Here is a 23,860-nt window from a genome sequence, read left to right on the forward strand (position 1 = left end):
TGGCGTTGAACTTTACAACGTGTATCCTAAGAACACCCCTGTTGTCCGGGTAGCCATAAAGTTGTTGTCAAACGAGACCGTTCCGTTACCGCGTTCGTGTCTCAATTCGATAAAGCTTCGTTTATGCTGTAGGCCAACTCCGCCAACCACGGCTTGTTCGTAAGCCCGGTCGCCAACGGATCGATACGTGTTACTCATCTGGATAGCCAGTCCGTTCGTTATGCCCAAGAATATGTACCCTTTCCAGCGCAAATCACCTGGCTGTTGCCAACGAAAAGCGGTTAATAACTTAATGTATGTGGCATTTGAGGAGATGTTTCGCTGGTTCGATATTGCCTGATACTTTTGATAGCTAAGTACTCCATAAACTGACCATTGCTGCCGATTAGTAGGCAGGAACAGATTGCCCCAAAGTCCGCCACTAATTTGTGGTGAACTCGTTAGCGGAAACGAATTTACTCCAGGCCCGTACCCCGTGCTTAGATCTGGTTCGAATCGAATATCTGTTTTTGTAGCGCCCGCCTGAATGCCCCAGTCAAATCTAATTTTTCGGGCCGACGTAGTTGCCACTGACCGTTTCGCATGGGGTCTGTTACCCTGGCAGCCGTTTAAACTAAGGACAAATTGTTGAATCGCTGACAGTTGGAAAGGCAAATAAGGCGTCTGCTTTTGCAGCGACGGACAAGCCTGCGCCAGTATAAACAATTGTTGCCGAAACCGATGTTGAGTCTTGATTTTATCCTCGGCATCGTAATACGTAATAAGTACCAATTCCTCAAGATCAGCGTCGGCTACTTTCACCCAATAATGATCTCTGGCCATTTTATCGTGGTGATGAAAAAGCGATACGCTGTCGCTGACTAGTTCTCTGAGTAAAAGTGTTTCAGTGCCCCACATAGGATCTGGCCCATTTTGAATCTTGCCAACCTTGTAAGGGGTCTGATCGATACGTACGGTTTGCCGGATAAAACGTTCGTCAGACGGTTGTAGATATACCGCCTTAATCGCATCAACCGGGTAGTCTTGGTACGTAGCGGTTGACATTGGGCGAAACCGGAAATTGGTGGGCGTACTTTCAGTGCCTCGGTTGAAGAGCTGGCCGCGCAACGTATCGTTCTGATTGATAACAATATACCCATCTACCCAGCCCATCGTTGGGGTCTGTGCCTGCACAAAAGCGTAATTGAATAACAAAATGCATAGAACTCCGTAAACTATCCTCATGCGAAGGGTGTGGATTAAATGAAAGGTGGACGATTTGAATTTAAACGTATTCAACGCGCTAGATACTAAAAATTAATGATTGATATGACATGTAAGATGCTTTGCTCAAAAATGACATCTTGTCTGTACGTTTGTAATACGTCGGTTATCTCCTCGCTTTTTGATGAAGTATTTGTCCTTCCTGATTGCTGTCTCGCTTGTCTATAGCTGCTCGCCCGCCCGGCGTCTGAGTCGTGATTTACAGACGAAGTCGGTGTATACCGATCATTTCACGGGCGTGGCGCTATACGATCCGGTTCGCCAGCGGGCACTGATTCAACACAATGCCGGTAAGCCGTTTACACCCGCGTCGAATACCAAACTGTTCAGCTTTTATTTGGGCGTGTTGACTATTGCTGACTCGCTACCGGTATTGCGGTACGTTGTTCAGGGGGATTCGCTGATTTTCTGGGGAACGGGCAACCCACTTCTCCTTCATCCGGACTTACCCGACACAAGTGCCCTGGCGTTTTTGCGTAAACGACCGGAGCGGTTGTTCTTTTCCCCTGCTAATTATACGGGGCCGCGCTTTAGTCCGGGCTGGGCATGGGATGATTACAATGACGACTATTCGGCCGAGCTGGCTCCGCTGCCCATCTACGGAAACGTAGCGCGTTTTACGAGCAAACACGTTAGTCCACGGCGATTTGCGGATAGTACGCGGGTTGTTCAAACAGCTAAAGCCGTGCAGCGTACTGAGTTTTCGAATCAGTTCGTGCGTCCGGCAAACCTGAAATCGGCCAGGCAGGATGTGCCGTTCCGCTGGTCGCCAGTGCTGGCTGCACAGTTACTAGCCGATACACTCCACCGGCCGGTGGGCGTTGTAAATCGACCGGTACCTTCAAACGCCCGTTTGCTCCGTGGTCTGTCGGCCGATTCGCTCTATAAACGAATGCTGCATGTGAGCGATAATCAGTTTGCCGAGCAAGTCCTGTTCATGGCGTCGGCTGAGCGAAATGCGAAGGAGCTTGAACCCGCTCGTGAGTTAAGCCGAATGGCCGACAGCGTGCTGCGTTACCCGGCCGCATCGGCAAAATGGGTCGATGGATCGGGCTTGTCGCGCTATAATCTGTTTACGCCCAATACACTGATTGATCTGCTGTCCAGACTATACGCTAAAGTGCCTCAGCCGCGCTTGTTTGCTTTACTGCCCGCGGCTGGTCAGTCGGGCACGCTCCGCAGCATCTCCTCGCCCGGCACGCCGTACGTATTCGCTAAATCAGGGTCGATGAGTGGAGTCTATAACCTGAGCGGCTACGTAGTGACCAGTCGGAATAAAATCCTGTTTTTCAGTATTATGCACAACAATTTCACCCAGCCTGTGAGCGAAATGCGCCGTCGGACGGCTGAACTGCTAAAGGAGATTCACGAGCGGCTCTAAAAGTACTTCATGCTGGTTGCGGACAAGAAACATGCATCAGTGCCCACGTTTTACACTTCATACAATTCTAAAACACGTATCAACGCTAAGTAAATGAGTGATCACACGTTCCGTTTTCTTGTTCTTTGTTTAATCGTCGCGTTCACATCAACCGTTGGTCTGGCGCAGAAGCAACCTCAGGCTCAGGTCATGATTGTTGGCTTCGATCATTTAAACCAGCTCTATAATCAACAGCCGAAATCCGATGTATTCAGCCCGAAAAAACAAGGTGAAATCAAGCAGTTGAATGATTGCCTCCAGGCCTACGCTCCCGATATGATCATGGTGGAACTGGAGCCGAGTGAACAGCCGCGCATCGATAGTCTGTACCAGCTTTATTTGGCCGGAAAACTCAAGCTCGACGAGCTGAAAGGGGGACGTAGCGAAACGTACCAGATTGGCTTTGCGCTGGCTAAACGGTTGAAGCATCCGCGCGTGTATTGTGTCGATCATTACGAAGCGACGTCCCAATCGTTGCTGACGGATGGCGAAAATATTGAAGGCTACAAGCAGGCTCTCCAACAACTTCAGGGCTTCGCTCGTCCATTGAAGAGACAGGTTCAGCGGGATAGTCTGTCGATCTATACATACATCCGAACGCTTAATCAACCCGAGGTGATCGCACAGACGCACCGACTTTTTTACAACCTGCCAGCTACGATTATTAATGGAGAGTTTTCCAAAACGGCTACCAATACCGTAGACATCAGTAAGATTGATAAGCGCTACATCGGAGCTGAGTTCATCAGCTTGTTCTACAACCGGAATCTTAAAATTTATAGCAACGCCTTAACCAGTCAGCGCAAATACCAGGGCAAGAAGCTGCTGCTCTTGTTCGGTCAGACCCACGTTGGTGTACTTCAGGAGTTGTACCAGGCGAATCCGGACTACCGGCTAATCCCGGTGCTTAACTATTGTAAGTAGCAGCCAACGAGCGGGGCAGCGTAATCGTTTGAGGTCAAGATTTAACGTTTATTAAATAGCCGATCGCTGACTATTTATCTAGTTTTGGCTCCAGTCAACTTCTTGTATTGGCATGGTAGTCAGAAAAACAGCAATTAAATGGCTCTGGGTGGGCTTATCTGTACTCTTGCTAGGTTATTTGGGCACGTACTGGCTGCTCTACACGGATAAAGATCAGCAGGCCAATCGGTACCGATCTGTTACGTTGCCGAGTGATTACAAATTCAGTTACTCGCCACCCGTCGAAGAACTCAACTTTCAAACGCCCGGAGATGGCCAGTTAAGTGCGCTACTGTTTAAGGCTACGCAGGCAAAAGGAGTCGTTTGCTTTTGGAAAGGCAACGGCGGTACGTTAGCGAACTGGGGGGCCATGGCTCCCCAGTTTCTTGTCAATCACTACGACGTATTGATCACCGATTATCGCCAGCACGGGAAAAGTAAAGGGCCAATTACGTTAGCCAATTTTCACAGCGATGCGCAGGCGGTTTATGATTATCTGAAAAAACGCTACCGCGAGTCTGAGATCGTTGTGTGCGGATTTTCGTTAGGGGGCCGGGTAGCGGCTCATCTGGCGGCTGGTAATCAGCCGCGTGTTACGTTGCTGCTGGACCCTGCTTCGGCTGGTGGTGATTTCAGTGACCGGTTTACCGATTGGTTGTTTTATCCGCTACCTTCCCTAAATGAGTTCACATTCTCAACCGAGCAGGACGTTCAGCAGGCCAGATCACCCGTTGTGGTTGTCAGTACGGATAATGTAAATAGTACGGCCTATAAGCTGAAGCCCTATTTAGCCGCTAAAGACCAATTAGTAACCATACCGGGCGCTACGCACGAGACCGTCTTAACTCACCCGCAAACCGTGAAGCTGCTTAACAGCGCATTGGCTAAATGACGAGTAATGTGATTCGTTAATGCGTCAGCAACTTAACTCAATCCTCTGGCTTGTCTTACTTCATTTGGCCGATGTACACCGACACGTTTAAGCCTACAAACGAGCGCTTTGCGTTCAGGTTGCCAAAACCAGTCACGCCAATGCCCACGTCTTTCGTCGACGTAATAAAACGAATCTCCGCCGGTACACCTATGGTCGCATACTTAACGGGTTCGTGGACGTAAGAGCCATAGATGAGCGGATCAGCATCAAATGACAAAAACTTGCCCCGGTTGGTACCCCATACGCCACTTAAGCCGGTTGAAAAACGGAACTTCCCAGCTCTAAGCCCATAAAGGACTGCCATCTCATGAATGGCAATAGCCGGTCTGTAATCTGGAAAAACTTCGCCATTAAACGTATACCGGGTAACCAGCAAGGTCGGCTTGTTCGTAAATTCATAGCCCAGCGCAATCATACCACTCGGAAATTGGCTCTTGCCGAGCCCCAATCCAAGCCAGTAATTGTTCTGATAAAACTTCTGGGAGTAAGCTACGTGCGTTGACAGAAAGAAAAACGCCATAGCGCAAGAAAATGTAACGTATTTAGTCATACTATTAATTTATTGTAGAGCTAAAATTACGGACATGAGTTATGAAATGCACGAATGGTTACACTATTTACTGAAGTTAATCTAACGAGTTAAGTACGTTACGCTAGGAGGTCCTTACGTTCGTTAAAGGTTTTGAGCACCAGCTCACCAAAAATGGTATTGGCCCACGCAAACCACTTCCGTGTGAACTTGGTCGGGTCATCTTTGTGAAACGACTCGTGCATAAAGCCCGTACCTCCGTGCGTTTGACGAAGCATGGTCAGGCAGTGTTTTATCTCGGTTGGATTTGTGCTGGTCAGGCCACGTACAATGATGCTTAGTGGCCAGATCATATCCATGCCCGCGTGTGGTCCACCGATACCCTCGCCTGCTTTACCTTTGAAATAGAATGGATTTTCCTCACTGAGGAGCAGTCGACGGGTATTCTGGTAAATCGGATCCGTTGCTTTTACCCCGCCGAGATAGGGCAGAGCCAGCAAACTCGGCACGTTTGCGTCGTCCATCAGATTGTAGCTGCCGTAGCCATTCACTTCGTAAGCATACACTTTACCAAAACGGGGGTGAGTTGTCACGGCGTGCTGCTTCAGGGCTGTTTCAACTTCTGTTGCCAGTGCGAGCGCCTGGTTCGCAACGGTCTTGTCCGTTATCTTCATCGCTGACCATAGCTCGGCCAGTTGCCGTAGTGAGGCCACTGCGAAAAAGTTAGCGGGTACTAAATAGGGATAGATGGTTGCATCGTCGCTGGGTCTGAATACCGAGCAGATCAATCCATTTGGCTTAACGGGGTAGCCATAGCCGCTCAGCGGTACACCATCCGTAGCCCAGAATGTTTGCCGCTCGAATTTGTACGGACCAGGCCCTGTCTTCCGCTGCTGTTCTTTAAAGGTCTTAATCACCAGGCGCATAGCCTGTTGCCAATTGGCATCAAACGGCTTGGCGTCGTTCGTGCGTTTGTAATAGTGGTAGGCCAACCGGATTGGGTAGCACAGACTGTCGATCTCCCATTTGCGTTCGTGCAAACCCGGCTTCATGTCCGTCCGGTCGTCTTTCCACTCGCCAACCTTCGTTGCGTCTTTATAAAACGCATTGGCGTAAGGGTCTATGTTGATACAATGCGCCTGACGCCGAATAACCCCCGCAATGAGTTGCTGTAAAGGAGCATCCTGACTCATCAACGGTAAATAAGGCCACACCTGTGCGGTAGAATCACGCAACCACATAGCGTCAATATCGCCCGTAATGACATACGTATCGGGTTGGCCATTAGCCAGTTCAAAATCGACCGTTGTGTCCAGTGTATTGGGAAAGCAGTTTTCGAATAACCAAGCCAATTCCTTATTGCCAATTTGCGTCTTAACGGCTCGAATGGTGTCTTCTACGGCTTTGCTGGTAAACTTTCGTTGTGCTTCAGGCGTACGTACGACTGGAAAATCCTGAAACAAGGAGCCAAATGTTGGCGTAACGGTAACTGCGGCTGTGGTAAGGGCCGCATTTTGGATAAAGACCCGACGGTTCATGCTAGTTTAGATAAAGACAAAAGCCCCTAATCCAGGCTTAAAATTTTAACTGTTGTTCGCATCAGTTTATACTCGTGTGGACTGAACCTTTATTGACGATGGTTCTGAACGTCATCAATTTCTTTTTTGAGCCGCTGCCTGATATCAATCTTAGCACCCGTGAAGCTAAAAATAACAGTCCCGCCTTCTCTGGCGAAGGGATTCGTTATCGAATCAGCGACTAAGGACGTGCGAAAGAACGGACTTGTTTCCTGTAATTCATCGTCTCGTTCTTCATGTTCCTTGACCCGAATCAGATTTGTGTAACGCTGGTTGAGGTCGAACCAATTCAGGTAATCTGCATTGAACGATACGGCTTTGATACCTTTTCGGGTATAATAATTAATCGCGCCAGCTTGGCCATAATTGTCACAAAGAACGAGCGTACTATTGGGCTGAGGAAGGCTTGCATATACCTTATCGACCTTAATGGCCAGCTCTTTCCATCCCAGCATATCGGCATAATCCTGCGGTAGTAAATGGTCTTTACCGTCTTCCCAGCGCAGCATGCCTAACTTCTGGTATGTTTCACGATGGGCCATAATGTACTCCGGGCTTCTATTGGGAAACGCTACCCGGTACATGGGAATGAACAACAGGATCGGAATTGCAAGCATGACGGGTTGTAGATACCGTTTACGTCCTGTTTTCAGTACGTCCGCGATAAATACCGAACCGAAGGCAATGTATATTGGATATAGCCCGATCGCGTAATAATCCTTGGCCTTCAAGTACATGAAAACAGCCAACGTAAAGACTATAGACCAGAAAAAACACTTGTAATCGTCAAAGGGCTTATAGGCGAGCAAAGCATATAGGCCGGAGAAAATCGCCAATAAGGAACCCGTAAAAAACAAGAGCTGTGCCTTCAAAAAATCACTTCGACTAACCTTTACTAACTGAAGAGCAGATAGCTCTTTCATGTGATACACCACTGGAAAGTCATGGTTGTACTGCCAGATCAGATTCGGTGAAATAAGCAACAGACCAAGCAAGGCCGCTCCCCAAACATGGCGGTTGGCAAAGAGTTTACGTTGCTTCGTCAGTGCTAAAGCAGGAGCCAATCCGGCGAGTAAAAAGATGATGTTGTATTTGTTCAGAAAGCCGATTGCAAAAACCACCGAGCCTATATACAGCCAGCGGTTCTTGTGGGTATGAATGTAGTTGATGAGTAGGTAATAAACGGACGTCCAGCACAGAACGTCGAGAGAATTGGGTTGATAAAGGGTGTTGAGTCGCAGCAGCACCGAAAACAGCACACAAGTCGCTCCCAAGATCAAGGCAAATAAATTGCCACGTAATACGTCAATCGCTTTCCAAACGACAAACATAGTTAAGGCGCCAAATAGAGCCGGGAAAAACTTGACCCAAAACACTGAGTTGCCTAACTGTTTAATGCACCAGGAAAGCCAGGAGGTAACCGGCGGAACCGACAAATACCCCCAGGCTAAGTGATTGGCCTGGTCAAGGTGCAGGTATTCATCCCGTTGTAAATCGTACTCTGGACTGATCAACGTGTATTGTAGCCCAAACTTGAGCAGGATCAATCCGATCAGGATAGCCGTTTTCCGGGTCATTAGAAATGCCCTGGTTGACTGGGTGTTCATTAGCTAATTGTCATCTGTTGAATCCAATCAATTGCGAGATTTTCAGTACGTAGGAGACAGGTGTTATGCATTACGCTTGATTAAGAGGTACACCGGATAGCTGATGGCAATAAAGGCCAACGCGTATAAACTGCTGGAAAAGTCGCCGATGACCACACCAACCAGAAAGGCTAGTGACGCTATAAGCAATGTCCAGGTAGAGAACGGATAACCCCAGGCCCGAACGGGTCGGGCCAGTTCCGGTTCGGTTTGTCGTAGCCGAATCAGTGAGGCAAAGCCGGACGCGTAACAGAGCACAAAAAAAAACGTAGCAATATCCGATAGTTTGCCGTACGTATTAGTCAGGATCATCAGGGTCGACGCACCGGCGGTTAACAACGTAGCGTATATCGGCGTGCCGCCCGAGTTGACGTGGGTAACAAAGCGAAAAAACAGTCCATCGCGACCGATAGCGAAAATCACGCGCGGATTAAACATAATCTGGGCGTTGATAATCCCCATGATCGAAATCATGAGCAGGAACGTAACGATCTGGGCACTGCCTGGTCCAAACAGGCGTTGTATGGCATCGGCAGCGGGCAGCTTCGAGCCAGCCAGGTCCTGTACCGGCAAGACGTACAATAAGGCTACGTTTACCAGGACGTAAATTCCGATAATCAACAGGACTCCGCTGATCATCGACCGGGGCAGGTTGCGGCTGGGGTCAACGTCTTCCTCCGTGAAATAGGCCGCCGTATGCCAGCCGTCGTACGTATAAAAAACGGCCTGTAAAGCCGCCAGAATACCAACCCATAGACCGCCTTCGGCCAGTGGACGTACCGCCTGAGTAGAAACCGGTGCCGACTGATCCGGCGAAATTGTAAAACAGACAATAACGAAAGCTAACAGACCGACGGCCTTCAATACGCTCATAATCTCCTGCGACCGACTCGCTAATCGGACACCGACAGAGTGGAAAGCGACAAAAGCTGCCAGAATGCCAATGGCCACCACTTTCTGGTAATTGACCAGCGAAGGCGCCATCAACCCGATGTATTCGCTCATCACGGCCGCTCCAAATGCCATCGCGGAGACGCTGCCCAGCCAGCTGCTGATGCCGATGATGAATCCGGGGTAGTTACCAAATGCCCGTCGCGTATATACGTACCAGGCCCCAGCTTTGGGAAGCATAGTGCCCAGTTCCATAACTGACAGCGACCCTACCAAGGCATAAAGGCCAACCGCTAACCAGACCGCAATAATGAGGGTTGGGTTACCAATGTCTTCGGCAATAGGACCGGGTTTGCGCAGGATGCCGGTTCCGATGGTGCCGCCAACCGTGACCGCTACGCCGAAGCCGACGCCCAGCAACTTCTTTAATTGATTTTGTGCCATAATCGTGCGGATATCAATCCGCCAGGGTGCGCTGACAAGTCCGGAAAGGTTTCGACTGGTACTACACGCAAACAATGATAGCAAAAAACGGGATGCTATCCTGAGGGTTTCGGGCGGCTTTCCGGTTTTTCGTATGTTTGTCGCTATGAAAACCTACTTGTTTGTTTTCGTAGGTGGCGGTTTGGGGAGTTTGCTCCGGTACGTTGCGGGGCGGTTGATTCCGGCTACTCTTGGTAACAATCCATTCCCGATGCCTATTCTACTGGTAAACGTACTGGCGAGTGCGGTGCTGGGAACCGTTGTGGGCTGGGGACTGAGCCGCTCGGCCAGTGACGATCTACGACTGCTGGTCGGCGTTGGGTTTTGTGGTGGATTAAGTACGTTTTCGAGCTTCAGCAACGATACTGCGACTTTATTGCAGCACGACCGGGCAGGCGCTGCCTTGCTTAATATTGGCCTGAACGTCGTATTGTGCCTTATGGCTTCTTTCGGCGGTTTATGGGCCGGGCAAAAATTATGAAATTATCTTCAACACCATCGAATGCAGAAAGGCCGACGAATGGCTCGTCGTCAGCTAATCAATCCGGCCGATTCGTGTTTTTGGTTCTTATCCTAATGACTTCATTTTCTGTGCAGGCACAAGACATCGCGCGTCGGCTTCACGATGCGCACGAAACGTATAAGGAAAAAACGCTGACGCATCGTCGGTTTAAGCATAAAGATATTGTACCGTTACTAACGGCTTTAAACGGTCCAATGACGGTGAGCCAGGTGGGACAATCGCTCGAAAAGCGGGCAATTTATCAGGTGCAGGCAGGAACGGGGCCTAGTAAGGTGTTGCTGTGGTCGCAGATGCACGGCGACGAAGCTACTGCCACCATGGCCCTGTTCGACATCTTTAATTTCCTCAAAGCATCGAACGATGGTTTCGATGAACTTCGGCGGTCAATTCTCGAAAAAACGGCTTTGTATTTCGTGCCTATGCTCAACCCCGACGGGGCCGAGCGTTTTCAGCGTCGTACAGCCACCGACATCGACATGAACCGCGATGCCTTACGGCTTCAGACGCCCGAGGGAGCCATTCTTAAAAATCTGCAGCAGACCCTCAAGCCACTCGTTGGGTTTAACCTGCACGACCAGAATCCGCGCTATAGCGTGGGCAAAACCGGAAAACAGGCGGTTGTATCGTTTCTGGCTACGGCCTACGACGAAGATCGTAACATCAACGACATTCGGCAGCGGTCCATGCAGTTGATTGTCGGCATGAATCGCGTGCTGCAACAGTTTGTGCCGGGGCAGGTCGCGCGCTACGACGATGAATTTGAGCCGCGGGCGTTCGGCGATAACATTCAAAAGTGGGGAACAACTCTACTTTTAATTGAATCGGGCGGCTACAAAGGCGATTCGGAAAAGATGGCCATTCGGCGGCTCAACTTCGTCGCCATCCTATCGGCCCTGAGCGCCATTGCCGACGGTACGTATAAGCAGGAGAACATCGCCGACTATCAGGCTATTCCGGAAAATGGTCGGGCTTTGTTCGATGTGTTGATCCGTAACGCCACCGTAATGCGGGAAGGGCAGCCGGTGCTTGTCGACGTAGGTATCAATCAAATTGAAGAAAACGATGAGTCGGCAACCACGTTCCAGTACAAAAGCACCATAGACGACATCGGCGACTTGTCCACATTCCACGGAATTGACGAGATCGACGCGACCGGCTTAACACTGGTTCCTGCGCGCGCCCACAGCGATACGCTTGAGAATGTTGCCGACGTAACTAAGCTTGACCTGGATGCACTCCGGCGTGAGGGTGTAGTGGCCTTTAAGGTACGTCAACCCCAGAAAGGCGGTTTTCTGACCCAACCAGTGCATATATTATATGAAGGAGAGTTGCCTGCCCAACCCGTACAGATCGGGCAGATTCCGACCTTTCTGCTCATGAACGGCAAGCAGATTCAGTACAGTTTTGTCAATGGATTCTGGGCGAGTAAGGCCCTGAACATAAGCTATTATAAGAACGGAATCATAGACTGAACTAGTGTAAACATTCAATTCCCTCTGTGCGAAAAGGTGCTGATCAGCACCTTTTTTGATAAGTAATTAGTCTGTTACGTTGTTGTTAAATAATTGATTGCTAGTGGATTATTTAGAGGGGTAAACATAATTCAAGCGTAACGTTGGCGTAACGTTGACGTAATATTGGGCCGGTAGCTTTGCGGTGCGAAAGCGATACCAGAACCAATATGAAACGTAACGTATTACTCATTCTATTTTCTCTCTTCACTACGGCCATCCTGGCCCAGACCGGCACCGTCCGGGGAAGCATTAAAGATGCGAAAACAAAAGAAGCGTTAATTGGCTGCACTGTCCGAATCGACGGAACGCAGTTGGGAGGAACTACCGACATAGACGGCAATTTTACATTAGCCAACGTACCCGCCGGAGCCCAGAAAGTTATTATCTCCTACGTATCCTATAAGACAAAAGAAATTCCGAATGTCCGGGTTGAGTCGGGCAATACAACGGCCATCGAAACCGAGCTTGACGAAGAAGGAACGGCACTCCAGGAAGTAGTTGTAAGAGCCAACCGGGCCACGAACACCGAGGTAGCTGTTATTACGGAAATTAAGCAGATGAAGCCGATTGCGGTTGGTATTTCGGCCATGCAGATTCAAAAATCGCAGGATCGCGATGCAGCCGCAGCCATTCGCCGGGTGCCTGGAGTTAGCATTGTCGATAACCGATTTGTCCTGATTCGTGGGCTTGGTACTCGATACAACAACGTATTAATCAACGACGTCATCGCGCCCTCAACTGAAGTTGAGTCGCGCTCGTTTTCGTTCGATATTGTCCCCAGCAATATCCTTGACCGGATGATTGTCTATAAATCCGGTTCGGCGGAGCTTCCGGGTGATTTTGCCGGTGGTGTCATCAAGATTTATACGAAACGTCGGCCCGAGCAAAACTTCACTGACGTTGGGGTGACCGTAGGATACCGGGCAAATACAACCCTCCAAAATGTTCAATCGCACGAACGAGGTGGCTTAAATTTATTGGGTCTCTGGGATGCCAAGCAACAGATTCCGTCGAGCTTTCCGAAAAGTGCTGCCGAGTTCAACAACTTAAGCTCGGTGCGCCGTGCTTCGTACGCCCGTTTACTGCCGAATAACTGGGGACTAAAAAATGCGATGGTTTCGCCGGATATACGGCTTGCCATCAATACGGGTCGGCGATTCGATATTGGCAATGTGCGGGTCAGTAATCTGACAAGTGTCAACTATGCGGTAACGAACCAATTCTCTAACGTTGATCTGAAGTTGTACGAGAACACCACCGCGAACGACGTTCAGCAACAGTATAACGATGCTACGTACGCACGGGGCACTCGATTGGGCCTGTTGCATAACTGGACGTTACGTTTCTCGCCAGCCTTCACCTTGGAATGGAAAACCCTGTTCAATCAGCTAAGCTCTACTGAAACAGTTGCCAGAAATGGCAGCTACGTAATTGATGGGGTTGACATTCAGAGCATCTCAGAACGCTTCGAAAACCGCAGTATCTTAAATACGCAGGTTACCGGTGAACATACACTCAGCGAACTAAGCAAGGTGAACTGGATCGCTAGTTATAGCTATTCCGGCCGGTGGGAGCCCGATTGGAAACGCGCTCAGTATACCCGTACGCAGGGGGCCGTTGGACCGGATGGTCAGCCCGAACCAGTCCGGCTCAACATTCCTGTACAACCCAACCCGCTCAACGTTGGTCGATTCTACTCGAATCTGAATGAACAGGTTGGTTCATTGGTGGGCAACTATGAGCATACGTTTGGCAATCCGGGTGACCGCGAGCCAAACCGCATTCGGGCGGGTTTCTACGGTGAACACCGAAACCGCGATTTTGCCGCCCGCTTCTATGGGTACGAACGGGTAGGGTTGATCAATAACATCAGCGGGCTTGGCATTGGGGACGTATTTGCTCCCGAAAACGTAACGGGTAGAGAAGGAAGCTTCAGTCTAATGGATGGTACGGTCAATAACGACTCGTACAATGGCAAGACGACGTACGCGGCTGGATACGTATCAGGCGATATCAACTTTGGAGCCTGGGCGAATTTAACGCTTGGTTTCCGGGGCGAATTCTATAACCAGACGCTGCGGTTGGCTCAGGCGACTAACAACTTAGTGGACAACAACATATTCAGTCCGCTACCATCAGTCAACTTTACGTACAAACTAACCGACCGACAAAATTTACGGTTCGCGTACTCGTCGACGGTGAACCGGCCTGAATTAAGAGAGTTGGCTCCCTTCCGGTACTATGATTTTGCCCGTCAGCTTGAAGTACGTGGCAACACGGCACTTAAAACAGCTACGATTCAGAACTTCGACCTGAAGTACGAGTTCTACCCGACGCCAAACGAATTAATCTCGATTACTGGTTTTTACAAAGACTTTACTAACCCGATTGAGTCGTTCCTGATTCCGATTCCCGGCGCGTTCCAATTCACATTCACCAATGCTATAGCGGCCCGCAATTATGGAGTCGAAGTGGAGTTCCGGAAAGGGTTTGCCAACTCGAGCAGTGCGTTCCTGCAAAACCTTCAGGTTGTTGGTAATGCGTCCTACATAAACAGCCGGGTGACGACGGGCGAATTTATCGAAGCGACCGGACCAAGTGGAGCCATCGAACGCTTTGGTAACAGTACAGATCGGAACCGGGCCTTAGCTAACCAGTCGCCTTATCTTATCAACCTGGGACTGTACTACGCCAATCCTACTTCTGGATGGCAGTATAACCTGCTCTATAACGTAGCGGGACCACGAATTTTCCTGGTGGGAAATATTGACGACCCCACCACCTACGAGATGCCCCGGCATGTGGTTGACGTCAATATCAGCAAAACCTTCAAAAAGCAATTTGAATTGCGACTGGGCATCCAGGACATTTTCAACGCGCCATTCCGCTACGCTCAGGACTTCAACGGAGATCGCAAAATTGGAAAAGATGTGACCTCACGTAGCGCCAATGCGGACCAGAATTATATAAACTATCGACGTGGCCAGTACGTAACCCTAACCGGAGTTTACACCTTCGGTCGCCGGACCATTGTGCCCTAATCAGTAAGCATTACCCAAAGTACAGTTCATTCAAACCAATCCATTCTATGCAGTTTCTTAAACGTTTCCAGTATCTTTTGCTTTTAGCGATAGGTCTGACGGGGGGTATCTCTGCCTGTAAAAACGATGACCAGCCAACGCCCGATCCGCTGTCTATTACGTCGATCAATCCAACGTCAGCACCCATTGGCGCTTCGGTTGTTATTACTGGAACGAGTTTCAATGCAACACCAGCCAGTAACACCGTTGTATTTAGTGGCAATGCGGCCGCGCAAGTTACCGGAGCCAGCCCAACATCGCTGACCGTGCTCGTACCGGCCACTGCCCAGAATGGTCCCATTACGGTTACGTCAGGTGGTACTACCGTGCAATCGCCTTCCACCGCAAATTTCACGTTAGCGAATCGCCCGGTTGTAACGCTGCCAAATTCGATAACGGCAAATATGACCTTGTCACCGGGTACTATTTATCAGCTTCGGGGTTACGTATACGTTAGAAGTGGGGCGGTATTAACCATTCAGCCCGGCACAATCGTTCGTGGTGGTAATCAGAGTCAGGATCCGGAAAACCAAAACCACGCGGGTACATTGATTATAGAACGGGGTGCACGTATAGAGGCCCGCGGTACAGCGCAGGCTCCGATTGTATTCACATCGGGTCAGCCAGCGGGTTCGCGGAAATATGGTGACTGGGGTGGGATCGTCTTGATTGGCCGCGCTCCCACTAACCAGGGAAGTGACCGTGCCTTCGAAGGGGGTATCGCCGGTACATTCGATGCGACCCTAAATGTAGCAGATGATAACTCAGGTACGCTCCAATATGTTCGGATCGAGTTTCCGGGGGTTGCTTTATCCGCTACGCCGAACAGTGAAATCAACGGGTTAACCTGCTATCAGGTAGGTTCGGGTACCACCATTGACCACGTGCAGGTTTCGTACAGTGGTGACGATGCATTTGAGTGGTTCGGCGGCACGGTAAACGCTAAATACCTGGTTGCACACCGTACATTCGATGATGATTTCGATACGGATTATGGCTACACGGGTAAACTTCAGTTTGGCGTTGCCCTGCGTGATCCAAACGTTGCTGACCAGTCGGGCTCTGAAGCGTTCGAATCGGACAATTTTGATCCCGGTGTACCCGTTGTGGCCGGTCGGCCACAAACGGCACCGATATTCGCTAATTTCAGTGCGTTCGCGTTTAATCCAGGTGTACCAAGCAACGCCAATACGGCGGGTGGTTCAGGCGCTTACAGAGCAGCTATGCACTTACGTAGAAATACAAAAATCAGCATCTACAATACGGTTTGTACGGGTTTTCCGGAAGGTTTACGTTTGGAGGGTACAACCGCTGGTACGTTAGCGAACATCAACGATAGTAGTCTGGACCTGCAGGGCATCGTATTCGGCAATTCGGAGAATCCTGGTTCGACAACTGCCGTACGTGGCATAGGGGATATTACGACAGCCGCTGCTCAGGCTTACTTCAATGCGGCCGCTCGTAAGAATCAGATTTTGCCAACGGACATTACGCCCTTGTTGCTAAATGCGCAGAACTTTACTCTGACAGCTCCTAATTTCCTACCACAGGCCGGCTCACCTTTGCTGGATGCTTCCAAAGCAGTAACGGGCGGAAAATTAGCGGATTCGTTCTTTACCCCGGCTCCTTACCGGGGGGCTTTCAATACCGAAAACTGGTTGGCTGGCTGGACAAATTTCAACCCTCAAGACACAAACTACGATCAATAGGTAATCAATTTAATTTCATATTGGTGTCGCACGAAAGGGCCGGGGCTTTGCTCTGGCTTTTTTCTTACAAGGTTCCGCGCAGGTTCCGTGGCTTGACAAAATCAGGTGAAAAACGCCTGTGTGTTACGTTACTAACCAGCCGCCTGTTGCTGCGGCCTGAGTACTATTTCGGGTAAAGTAGGCATGAAAATTGTTTATGTAGTTAGGTATTTGTTACCTAACGGCCTTAATTTCGTCTAACATCTACTTAGTCCATGAACTTTTGGGCTATATATGTGCGTTTGGGAGTAAGCCGTTAGGCGCGTTCATTATCAGTGCCAAGACTCACACCACTTAGCACATTTTGTGTAAAAGACAGCTAAGATTTTGGCTGATTGTTAAGAGCTTACTAATTTGGCCTCGTGTAAAGTATGTACTCTGCACAGGTAGTCCTTACCAAATCACTATAACCCTCTTAGGCACCGTAACAATGATCTCTAAGAAAGCTAAGTACGCCATCAAAGCCCTCAAGGTTTTGACTGAAGAGTACGGGAAAGGCCCGGTACTGATTTCCTATATTTCGGCGAAAGAGAATATCCCGAAAAAATTCTTAGAGGCCATCCTGCTGGAACTTCGGAATCATGGTATTCTGCAAAGCCAGAAAGGAAAGGGGGGAGGCTACCTGCTTCGCGTTGATCCAGGTCGGGTCAACTTAGCTCAGGTTCTGCGCGTTATTGATGGGCCGATTGCGCCAACACCCTGTGTGTCGTTTAACTTCTACGTGAAGTGTGACGATTGCACTGACGAAGTAACCTGCGCCCTGAAACCAATTATGGAACGCGTTCGCGATGCGAACCTCGGTGTGTATGAAAATACAACACTACTTACGTTCCAGGACCCATCTTCACTGGAAACAAAAGAAATTCCAATCGGTGCTAAAGCGGCCGAACTGGCAGACGCCACAGCTAACCGGATGTCTGCGTAAGCTGAAGTTATAAATTTAAAGGGTTGTATAGTTGTATAGTTAACAGGTAGCATTACCAACTATATAACTGTACAACCCTTTAAATTTATAACGGATTTACTCCGGTTGGTGCTCTTTCCGCAACAGGTCGTTCACCGTTTTAACCGGGTTAAACGTAATCAGCGGAACTTCCACGAAAAGCGTGGTCCAGTCGGCCATAGCACCGTTCCAAAGGCCGGGTAGTTCCTGGGCTTTTAAATCTTTTCCATCCTTCGATTTTGCCGTAATGAAGCCCGTCTGCGGATCGCGGAACGCAGGTAGATCGTATTTGCGTCCGTGCTGGTCTTTCAGGCCACAAACCAGGTCTACCGGATTGAAGTGGGTTGCCTCATCAAAAATGGCTTTCTGGCCAGAGTCGTTCAGGTCAATTTGCGCTGACTCAACCACCTGTAACGATACCGATCCATCCTGATTTTTGGCCCAGAACGGTCCTCCGCCGGGTTCGCCCACGTTTTTAACCATACCGCATACGCGGACCGGGCGATCTAGCTTCCGCCGGTAATAATCGACCTGTTCGGCTTTCGAAAGCGATTCAAATCCTTCGGGTGGCTGGGTAAAGAGCGTCCGGCGGAACAGTTCATCAGCTTCAGCCAGGTAACCCTCGCTGACTTCGTTTGACTCCGTGAGCAGGTTCTGTAACCGCGCAATCTGCTGCTGCGTGTCGAGCAGAACAGCCGCCAGCACCTTTTTATACGTAACGGTTGGCTCCTTGATGTCATCGGGCACTACGTTGTCAATGTTCTTGATAAAGACAATGTCTGCGTCAATGTCATTGAGGTTTTCAATCAACGCGCCATGCCCGGCCGGCCGGAACAATAGCGATCCATCCGGATTGCGGAACGGCGTATTATCGAGATTTACCGAAATCGTGTCCGTTGATTTCTTTTGCTCGGAAAAGCTGATATCGAACGTAACGCCAAGCCAAGCTTCGTAATCAGCTTTTTCCTGCTCAATCAATTGTTCAAAACGATCCCGGTGTTCAGGTGATACGGTGAAGTGAATCTTGACCAGGCCGTCGGAATTCGCGTAAGCAGCGCCTTCGACCAGATGCTCTTCAACGGGTGTACGGGGCGCATCGGCGTAGCGGTGGAATTTGAGCAGGCCTTTGGGCAAGTTGCCGTACTCAAGTCCGTCTTCCGTTAACAAATAGCGGAGCACCGTCTGCCGGTCGTTCTCGGCTACCGCCTTGTCCAGATCCAAACCGTTTTCGGCCATAACCGCCTTCAAATCTTCATAGAATGCAAAGTCGGTTAGCCGGGCAAATACCTCATCGGTTGCCTTGTCGAACTTGCCATCGAGGGCAGCAAACAAAGACTTAAACATCCGGGTAGCCGCTCCCGACGCAGGTACAAACTTGACCAAAGCGCGTTCGTGAGCGGCTTCATCAAAGCGGTGGATGTAAGTAGCCAGCTGGTCTTCGTCGATGCGAACGATACCATCGCCAACGGTGGCGGCCTTGATCACATTCAGGTAGGGGAACCCCTGAACAAAGTGTTGTATTTGCTGATCGATCTGGTCGAGGGAGGCACCCTGCGCCAAAATCTGGTCTTGATCCTGTTCAGAAAATTGCATGGAATACACGGGAATAGTCATTACAAACAGCTAGCAAATTGTATATTTCAATAACATGACGCAAATCAAACTTACTTATTAAGTCAATGTAGGATGGGTAATTACTTACCGGGTCGCTCGCGTAAGTTTTTGATTCGTCGGTTACCTTTGTTACAAGATGAAACTAATCGCTTTCGACGCCGACGATACGCTTTGGGTGAATGAGCCGAATTATGTTAATGTTCAGCAGCGGCTCTGCGACATGTTGTCGCACCATATTGATCAGGACACCTTGACCCAGCAATTCTACAACACGCAAATCCGGAATCTGCAATTGTTTGGCTACGGCGCAAAAGGCTTTACGTTGTCGATGATTGAGACGGCTATTGAATTAACGGATGGAGCCGTAAGTGGTCGTGAAATTCAGCAGATCATCGACGTAAGCAAAGAACTTCTGACGTTTCCGATCGACGTGCTTGATGGCGTCTATGACGTACTGGACTCACTGTCGAAGCAGTACGAGCTGATGGTATTGACAAAGGGTGATTTGTTTGATCAGGAGAGTAAGATCGCCCGTTCCGGGTTAGGTCATTTTTTCAGCCATGTCGAGATTGTCAGCGAAAAAAACGAACAATCGTACCAGCGTATCCTCAACCGGTACGGCGTAAAGCCGGAGGAGTTTCTGATGATCGGCAATTCGCTGAAGTCGGATGTATTACCGGTTCTTACTATTGGTGGCCATGCCATTCATGTTCCGTACGTCATTACCTGGGCGCATGAACGCGTAGACGAGGACCGTCTGGCGGGTAAATCGTTTACGACGCTGGAAAATATACGAGACGTATTGAACTGGTTAGAGACTATAACCGCGTCTGAGCCGTCCAACCCCTTAACTCACCGGACGTTTAGGGACTGATAGAGTCGTTAGCTGTTTGATTCGTAGATGAATTGCTGAGTATTCATTGCGCATCCTAACCAGCGATAACGAACGAGTCAGCATCCAGATTGGCGGGGAAGGCTGACCGGAACGCTCGTAACTCATCCAAAGAGAGCGTTTGCTGATGCACCACCTCGTTGTCGGTTTCGCAGAAGAGAACGTCTCCCTTGAAGTTGATGATGGCAGAGTCACCGCTGTACTGGTGCTGATTGCCATCCTGTCCTACGCGGTTTACGCCAACGACATAACTTAGATTCTCGATTGCCCGAGCCTGCAACAGTACGTTCCAGGGATTACGCCGAACGGCAGGCCAATTCGCGACGTAGAGCAGCAAATCATAATCGAACTGACCGGGCGTTGTGGTGTTCCGACTCCAGACGGGGAAGCGCAGATCGTAACAAATGAGGGGACAAATACGCCAGCCTCTCCATTCTTTCACAATACGTTGACTACCGGCGGTGTAAATGCCATCTTCGCCCGCCATGCGGAACAGGTGACGCTTATCATACGTATCGAATTGGCCGTCGGGCTGCATCCAGATCAGCCGATTGAAATAGCGTCCTCCCTCCTGCACAACGTAGCTACCGGTAACAACCGCATTGGTTTGCGCGGCCATTTGCTTTAGCCACCGGAATGTGGTCAGATTCATGGGTTCCGCCACTGATTTGGCGTCCATCGTAAAACCCGTCGTGAACATTTCGGGCAGTACAATCAAATCGGTCGGTTCAGGCAACGAAAAGATATGCTCCTCCAGCATGGCTCGGTTTGCCACCGGGTTATGCCAATACAGGTTGGTTTGCAGGAGCGTAACGTGCATGAACGTAGGGGACGAGAAACGTAGTAAGGGTGTAAGACTAACGCTTATAGCTCTCTCTTTTTCTCTAATGAGGGAATTTCATTCGATACTCGGCGTCGGTCTTCCCTTTTGTAATATCGGTGAGTTTTTTCCGGATAAGCTGACGGCGGAGCGCAGGCAGATAGTCGGTGAAAAGCTTACCGTCGAGATGGTCGTATTCGTGCTGGATAATGCGAGCCGCCATACCGTCGTACTCTTCCTCGTGTTCGTTCCAGTCGGTGTCGAAGTAGCGGATGACAACAATTTCGGGGCGGAACACCTCACCCCGGATACCTGGTATGCTCAGGCAACCTTCTTCAAATCCCCAATCGTCACCGGCTTCTTCAATAATCTCAGGATTGATGAACACTTTCTTGAACCCAATCAGGCTTTTGTCAATGTCTTCTTCAGGTTCGTCTTCGTTGATCGGCTGACCATCGACTACGAACAGGCGGATGCTCTGGCCAATCTGCGGAGCCGCTAAGCCGACGCCCGATGCAGCATACATCGTTTCGAACATGTTTTCGCTCAATGTTTTCACGTCGATTGAGCCGGGTTCAATATCCTTGGCCCGTTTCCGCAAAACGGGGTCGCCGTAGGCAATAATTGGGAGAATCATACTGTTTATGAATATCTAAACTGCCGTTCATACGATTTGATGAATCCACAAGGCTTTGCTTTCTGAGTGAATAGCAAAATCCAGTTAATCCATTCAATCCTATAAATCCCGGTTCAGACGGTTACTTTCCATATACGACTGAAGAATAATGGTTGCACTGACCTTATCAATGTTCCCTTTCTCGCGTCGGTCCTTCTTTGTACTTCCGCTGGCAATCATAGCTTGAAGAGCCATCGCTGACGTAAAGCGCTCATCATGCCAATAAACCGGAATATCCGGCAAAGCGTTCTGCAAATGCGTCACGAACTCCCTGACACGGGGCGTGTTATCCGTATCGGTACCATCCAGGCGCTTGGGTAAACCGACAATAAACGCTTCGACCGGCTCACGTGCTACGTAGGCTTTAAGAAACTTCAGCAGCTCGTGCGAAGCGACCGTTTCCAGCGCCGAAGCAATAAGCTGCAACGGATCCGTAACGGCAATGCCGGTGCGCTTGGCACCGTAGTCGATTGCTAAAAGTCTGGCCATTTCAGGGGCAAAGGTACGAAAATTAGGTGAAGGGCAGAGGGCGTGGGGCTTAGGGTGAGCGGTATGTAATATGAACTTCAGTTTGTTCCCCTAAGCCCCACGCCCTCTGCTCTTCGCCATTTGTCAACGTCCTCTCGGGTGTCGAGGTCGATACTGGCCAACGGGAAGGCAACCTCGGCGCAGTCGTCCGGAAATTGACGAATTAACTTTCGAGCGCCTACATCGCCCGAAAGTTTCATAAAATCGGCTTTGTATCGAATGTCGAATAAGGCTGGGACGCCTAAAACGCTCTGCTCAGCGTTTCCTGGCTCTGCGTAACGACTGGCAACGATACCCAGACCGGTCTGCTGCCTGACCGCAATGAGCTGACGTAATAAATCAGCCGTTACGAAGGGTTGATCGGTTAGCAGAACCAGAAAGGCATCAACGGCTATAGCCATTAAGCCCGTTTGTAAGGAGGCTGCTAATCCTTCACGCCAGTTCTCATTGTACGTAATAAGCAGGGGTAGGCCGTCTAGTTCAGCTTCAATTCGTTCACGATTCGCTCCCACGACGACCACCACCGGGCCAGCCTGTAAGGATAATGCTTCCTGGGCAATGCGTCGAACTAAAGTCTGGTCATTGTAACGTAACAACTGTTTCGGCTCACCGCCTAACCGACTTGAGCTACCTGCTGCCAGAATAAGGGTGGCAATGCTCATACCTCTGAACTGACCGCATCCGCCTGCCGACGTTGCGCTGACGCATTGCCCGACAGTCGCTCATGAATAGGGCCAGGAATATTTCGTAGGAAACCACCCGACCTTTTTGCGAAGAACGCCCTAACCTCGGCAACGATCGACAAGGCAATCTCGTCGGGCGTTTCTGCACCCAGGTCTAGGCCAATAGGCGCGTGAACGCGGTCGATTTGCGCTTCTGTGAGAAACAGATTGTCTTTCTCAAATTCGGCCTGCATCTTTTCAAAGCGCTTCCTGGGACCCAACATGCCGATGTAAGGAATGTCACTGCCAAGTAACGATTGCAGTACGGCTCGGTCGTAATTGAAGTTGTGCGACATCAGAACGGCAGCTGTGCGGTTCGTAATGGTAAACTTATCCAGCACCGCCGTTCGATCGGCGTACAGCACACAGGTGGCCACCGGAAACCGCTTGGGTGCCAGGTGAGCTACGCAATCGTCGGTAACCGTTACCTGCCAACCCAGTTCACGAGCCAGTTTCGCAACGGGTATTACGTCGTAGCCCGCCCCAAAAATGACTAGTTCGATACCGGGGTCAATACGTTCGATGAAGACCTCAACATCGCCCTGTTCAACTGAATACGACTTTGTTAACGGCTTGCCGGTGCCAAAAACGTCCTGCATATCGGTGAGCAGCCAGTCAGGTACAAATTGGTTGTTGTCCTGCGTAAGCGTGAAGCGGCTTCCGGGTTGGAAACCGCTCCGCTCACTTTTCAGGACTGTCGCCAGGGCGCGGACATCGCGCTTTTGCACAAATTCAGATAAGACAGCAACTGGATTTTGCTCATTCGCCGGGTCGATTGGCTCAATCAATACGTCGATAATGCCATTGCAGCCCAGCCCAACGCCGAAGCTATTGGCTCCGTCGTCCATGGTGTCATACGTAACAACGATGGGCTCTTTATCGAGCATGACTTGGCGGGCTTTTCGCAACGCATCGCCCTCCAGGCAACCGCCACTGATGGCACCTTCCCAGCGACCATCGTCCGTAATGAGCATTCGGGCGCCGGGCCGACGGTACGACGAGCCTTCTACCCAAACCACCGTTGCTAAAGCTGCTTTGCGCTGGGTAAAATCGATTTGTTCGTAAACCTCCAGAATTCGACTTATTTCTTTCAT

At 49.9% G+C, this 23,860-nt stretch carries 20 protein-coding genes; 9 read left to right on the forward strand and 11 right to left on the reverse strand.

Annotated features, from left to right (window positions below; translation table 11 throughout):
* Window positions 1-12: 12 nt before the first annotated feature.
* On the reverse strand, window positions 13-1,224 hold the full coding sequence (locus ACYVIY_RS14405; protein ID WP_460977062.1) for a hypothetical protein: 1,212 nt from the start codon (window positions 1,222-1,224) through the stop codon (window positions 13-15).
* A gap of 163 nt (window positions 1,225-1,387) precedes the next feature.
* Here ACYVIY_RS14405 and ACYVIY_RS14410 point away from each other — a divergent pair, with 163 nt between their 5' ends.
* The 3 genes from ACYVIY_RS14410 (at window position 1,388) to ACYVIY_RS14420 (ending at window position 4,538) form a co-directional block, all read left to right on the forward strand.
* Window positions 1,388-2,644, forward strand: coding sequence for a D-alanyl-D-alanine carboxypeptidase (locus ACYVIY_RS14410; RefSeq protein ID WP_460977063.1), 1,257 nt, complete (start codon window positions 1,388-1,390; stop codon window positions 2,642-2,644).
* Window positions 2,645-2,737: 93 nt separating this feature from the next.
* Window positions 2,738-3,607 (forward strand): DUF5694 domain-containing protein, encoded by an 870-nt coding sequence (locus tag ACYVIY_RS14415; RefSeq protein ID WP_460977064.1) that lies wholly within the window; start codon window positions 2,738-2,740, stop codon window positions 3,605-3,607.
* Window positions 3,608-3,719: 112 nt separating this feature from the next.
* Window positions 3,720-4,538 carry an alpha/beta hydrolase gene (locus tag ACYVIY_RS14420; RefSeq protein ID WP_460977065.1) on the forward strand — a complete coding sequence of 273 codons (819 nt, stop codon included), beginning with the start codon at window positions 3,720-3,722 and terminating at the stop codon, window positions 4,536-4,538.
* Between the two features lie 55 nt (window positions 4,539-4,593).
* On the opposite strand, the gene ACYVIY_RS14425 is transcribed toward ACYVIY_RS14420, so the two are convergent.
* From ACYVIY_RS14425 to ACYVIY_RS14440, 4 genes are all read right to left on the reverse strand, one after another.
* Window positions 4,594-5,100 (reverse strand): hypothetical protein, encoded by a 507-nt coding sequence (locus ACYVIY_RS14425; protein WP_460977066.1) that lies wholly within the window; start codon window positions 5,098-5,100, stop codon window positions 4,594-4,596.
* A gap of 128 nt (window positions 5,101-5,228) precedes the next feature.
* Window positions 5,229-6,647: a glycoside hydrolase family 125 protein gene (locus tag ACYVIY_RS14430; RefSeq protein WP_460977067.1), complete on the reverse strand. Its 1,419-nt coding sequence runs from the start codon at window positions 6,645-6,647 to the stop codon at window positions 5,229-5,231.
* An 89-nt stretch (window positions 6,648-6,736) separates the two neighbouring features.
* The gene (locus tag ACYVIY_RS14435; protein ID WP_460977068.1) at window positions 6,737-8,263 is read right to left on the reverse strand and encodes a glycosyltransferase family 39 protein; all 1,527 of its coding nucleotides are present in this window, start codon (window positions 8,261-8,263) and stop codon (window positions 6,737-6,739) included.
* Window positions 8,264-8,356: 93 nt separating this feature from the next.
* Window positions 8,357-9,667 carry an APC family permease gene (locus ACYVIY_RS14440; RefSeq protein ID WP_460977069.1) on the reverse strand — a complete coding sequence of 437 codons (1,311 nt, stop codon included), beginning with the start codon at window positions 9,665-9,667 and terminating at the stop codon, window positions 8,357-8,359.
* A gap of 145 nt (window positions 9,668-9,812) precedes the next feature.
* On the opposite strand from ACYVIY_RS14440, the gene crcB reads away from it, so the two are divergent.
* From crcB to ACYVIY_RS14465, 5 genes are all read left to right on the forward strand, one after another.
* The gene (crcB, locus tag ACYVIY_RS14445; RefSeq protein ID WP_460977070.1) at window positions 9,813-10,187 is read left to right on the forward strand and encodes a fluoride efflux transporter CrcB; all 375 of its coding nucleotides are present in this window, start codon (window positions 9,813-9,815) and stop codon (window positions 10,185-10,187) included.
* Window positions 10,188-10,282: 95 nt separating this feature from the next.
* Entirely contained in the window at window positions 10,283-11,701 is a 1,419-nt protein-coding gene (locus ACYVIY_RS14450) for a M14 family zinc carboxypeptidase (RefSeq protein ID WP_460977071.1), read from the forward strand.
* 209 nt (window positions 11,702-11,910) lie between these two features.
* Window positions 11,911-14,784: a TonB-dependent receptor gene (locus tag ACYVIY_RS14455; protein WP_460977072.1), complete on the forward strand. Its 2,874-nt coding sequence runs from the start codon at window positions 11,911-11,913 to the stop codon at window positions 14,782-14,784.
* Window positions 14,785-14,831: 47 nt separating this feature from the next.
* The gene (locus tag ACYVIY_RS14460; RefSeq protein WP_460977073.1) at window positions 14,832-16,532 is read left to right on the forward strand and encodes an IPT/TIG domain-containing protein; all 1,701 of its coding nucleotides are present in this window, start codon (window positions 14,832-14,834) and stop codon (window positions 16,530-16,532) included.
* Between the two features lie 469 nt (window positions 16,533-17,001).
* Entirely contained in the window at window positions 17,002-17,496 is a 495-nt protein-coding gene (locus tag ACYVIY_RS14465) for an RrF2 family transcriptional regulator (protein WP_460977074.1), read from the forward strand.
* Between the two features lie 96 nt (window positions 17,497-17,592).
* Here the strand turns inward: ACYVIY_RS14465 and ACYVIY_RS14470 are convergent, their stop codons facing one another.
* Window positions 17,593-19,107: a DUF4301 family protein gene (locus tag ACYVIY_RS14470; RefSeq protein WP_460977075.1), complete on the reverse strand. Its 1,515-nt coding sequence runs from the start codon at window positions 19,105-19,107 to the stop codon at window positions 17,593-17,595.
* A 157-nt stretch (window positions 19,108-19,264) separates the two neighbouring features.
* Between ACYVIY_RS14470 and ACYVIY_RS14475 the strand changes: the two genes are divergently transcribed.
* On the forward strand, window positions 19,265-20,002 hold the full coding sequence (locus ACYVIY_RS14475) for an HAD family hydrolase (protein WP_460977076.1): 738 nt from the start codon (window positions 19,265-19,267) through the stop codon (window positions 20,000-20,002).
* 55 nt (window positions 20,003-20,057) lie between these two features.
* Here the strand turns inward: ACYVIY_RS14475 and ACYVIY_RS14480 are convergent, their stop codons facing one another.
* The 5 genes from ACYVIY_RS14480 to ACYVIY_RS14500 all read right to left on the reverse strand — a co-directional run bounded on the left by ACYVIY_RS14480 (window position 20,058) and on the right by ACYVIY_RS14500 (window position 23,860).
* On the reverse strand, window positions 20,058-20,840 hold the full coding sequence (locus tag ACYVIY_RS14480) for an amidohydrolase (protein ID WP_460977077.1): 783 nt from the start codon (window positions 20,838-20,840) through the stop codon (window positions 20,058-20,060).
* 64 nt (window positions 20,841-20,904) lie between these two features.
* A complete protein-coding gene (def, locus tag ACYVIY_RS14485) occupies window positions 20,905-21,477 on the reverse strand; it encodes a peptide deformylase (RefSeq protein ID WP_460977078.1) in 573 nt (190 codons plus the stop codon).
* A gap of 99 nt (window positions 21,478-21,576) precedes the next feature.
* Window positions 21,577-22,005, reverse strand: a complete 429-nt coding sequence (ruvX, locus tag ACYVIY_RS14490; protein ID WP_460977079.1) for a Holliday junction resolvase RuvX — start codon at window positions 22,003-22,005, stop codon at window positions 21,577-21,579.
* A 77-nt stretch (window positions 22,006-22,082) separates the two neighbouring features.
* Window positions 22,083-22,706 carry a nucleotidyltransferase family protein gene (locus tag ACYVIY_RS14495; protein WP_460977080.1) on the reverse strand — a complete coding sequence of 208 codons (624 nt, stop codon included), beginning with the start codon at window positions 22,704-22,706 and terminating at the stop codon, window positions 22,083-22,085.
* Window positions 22,703-23,860, reverse strand: a complete 1,158-nt coding sequence (locus ACYVIY_RS14500; protein ID WP_460977081.1) for an XdhC family protein — start codon at window positions 23,858-23,860, stop codon at window positions 22,703-22,705. The genes ACYVIY_RS14495 and ACYVIY_RS14500 overlap by 4 nt, the downstream gene beginning before the upstream one ends.

The sequence above is a fragment of the Spirosoma knui genome, assembly GCF_054780635.1.

Coding starts and splice junctions, on each gene's coding strand:
- ACYVIY_RS14405 (WP_460977062.1), bottom strand. CDS start 1,224: ATGAGGATAGTTTACGGAGTTCTATGCATTTTGTTATTCAATTACGCT.
- ACYVIY_RS14455 (WP_460977072.1), top strand. CDS start 11,911: ATGAAACGTAACGTATTACTCATTCTATTTTCTCTCTTCACTACGGCC.
- ACYVIY_RS14475 (WP_460977076.1), top strand. CDS start 19,265: ATGAAACTAATCGCTTTCGACGCCGACGATACGCTTTGGGTGAATGAG.
- ACYVIY_RS14435 (WP_460977068.1), bottom strand. CDS start 8,263: ATGACCCGGAAAACGGCTATCCTGATCGGATTGATCCTGCTCAAGTTT.
- ACYVIY_RS14470 (WP_460977075.1), bottom strand. CDS start 19,107: ATGCAATTTTCTGAACAGGATCAAGACCAGATTTTGGCGCAGGGTGCC.
- ACYVIY_RS14500 (WP_460977081.1), bottom strand. CDS start 23,860: ATGAAAGAAATAAGTCGAATTCTGGAGGTTTACGAACAAATCGATTTT.
- ACYVIY_RS14415 (WP_460977064.1), top strand. CDS start 2,738: ATGAGTGATCACACGTTCCGTTTTCTTGTTCTTTGTTTAATCGTCGCG.
- ACYVIY_RS14410 (WP_460977063.1), top strand. CDS start 1,388: ATGAAGTATTTGTCCTTCCTGATTGCTGTCTCGCTTGTCTATAGCTGC.
- ACYVIY_RS14425 (WP_460977066.1), bottom strand. CDS start 5,100: ATGGCGTTTTTCTTTCTGTCAACGCACGTAGCTTACTCCCAGAAGTTT.
- ACYVIY_RS14465 (WP_460977074.1), top strand. CDS start 17,002: ATGATCTCTAAGAAAGCTAAGTACGCCATCAAAGCCCTCAAGGTTTTG.
- ACYVIY_RS14480 (WP_460977077.1), bottom strand. CDS start 20,840: ATGCACGTTACGCTCCTGCAAACCAACCTGTATTGGCATAACCCGGTG.
- ACYVIY_RS14430 (WP_460977067.1), bottom strand. CDS start 6,647: ATGAACCGTCGGGTCTTTATCCAAAATGCGGCCCTTACCACAGCCGCA.
- ACYVIY_RS14450 (WP_460977071.1), top strand. CDS start 10,283: ATGACTTCATTTTCTGTGCAGGCACAAGACATCGCGCGTCGGCTTCAC.
- ACYVIY_RS14420 (WP_460977065.1), top strand. CDS start 3,720: ATGGTAGTCAGAAAAACAGCAATTAAATGGCTCTGGGTGGGCTTATCT.
- crcB (WP_460977070.1), top strand. CDS start 9,813: ATGAAAACCTACTTGTTTGTTTTCGTAGGTGGCGGTTTGGGGAGTTTG.
- ACYVIY_RS14440 (WP_460977069.1), bottom strand. CDS start 9,667: ATGGCACAAAATCAATTAAAGAAGTTGCTGGGCGTCGGCTTCGGCGTA.
- def (WP_460977078.1), bottom strand. CDS start 21,477: ATGATTCTCCCAATTATTGCCTACGGCGACCCCGTTTTGCGGAAACGG.
- ACYVIY_RS14495 (WP_460977080.1), bottom strand. CDS start 22,706: ATGAGCATTGCCACCCTTATTCTGGCAGCAGGTAGCTCAAGTCGGTTA.
- ACYVIY_RS14460 (WP_460977073.1), top strand. CDS start 14,832: ATGCAGTTTCTTAAACGTTTCCAGTATCTTTTGCTTTTAGCGATAGGT.
- ruvX (WP_460977079.1), bottom strand. CDS start 22,005: ATGGCCAGACTTTTAGCAATCGACTACGGTGCCAAGCGCACCGGCATT.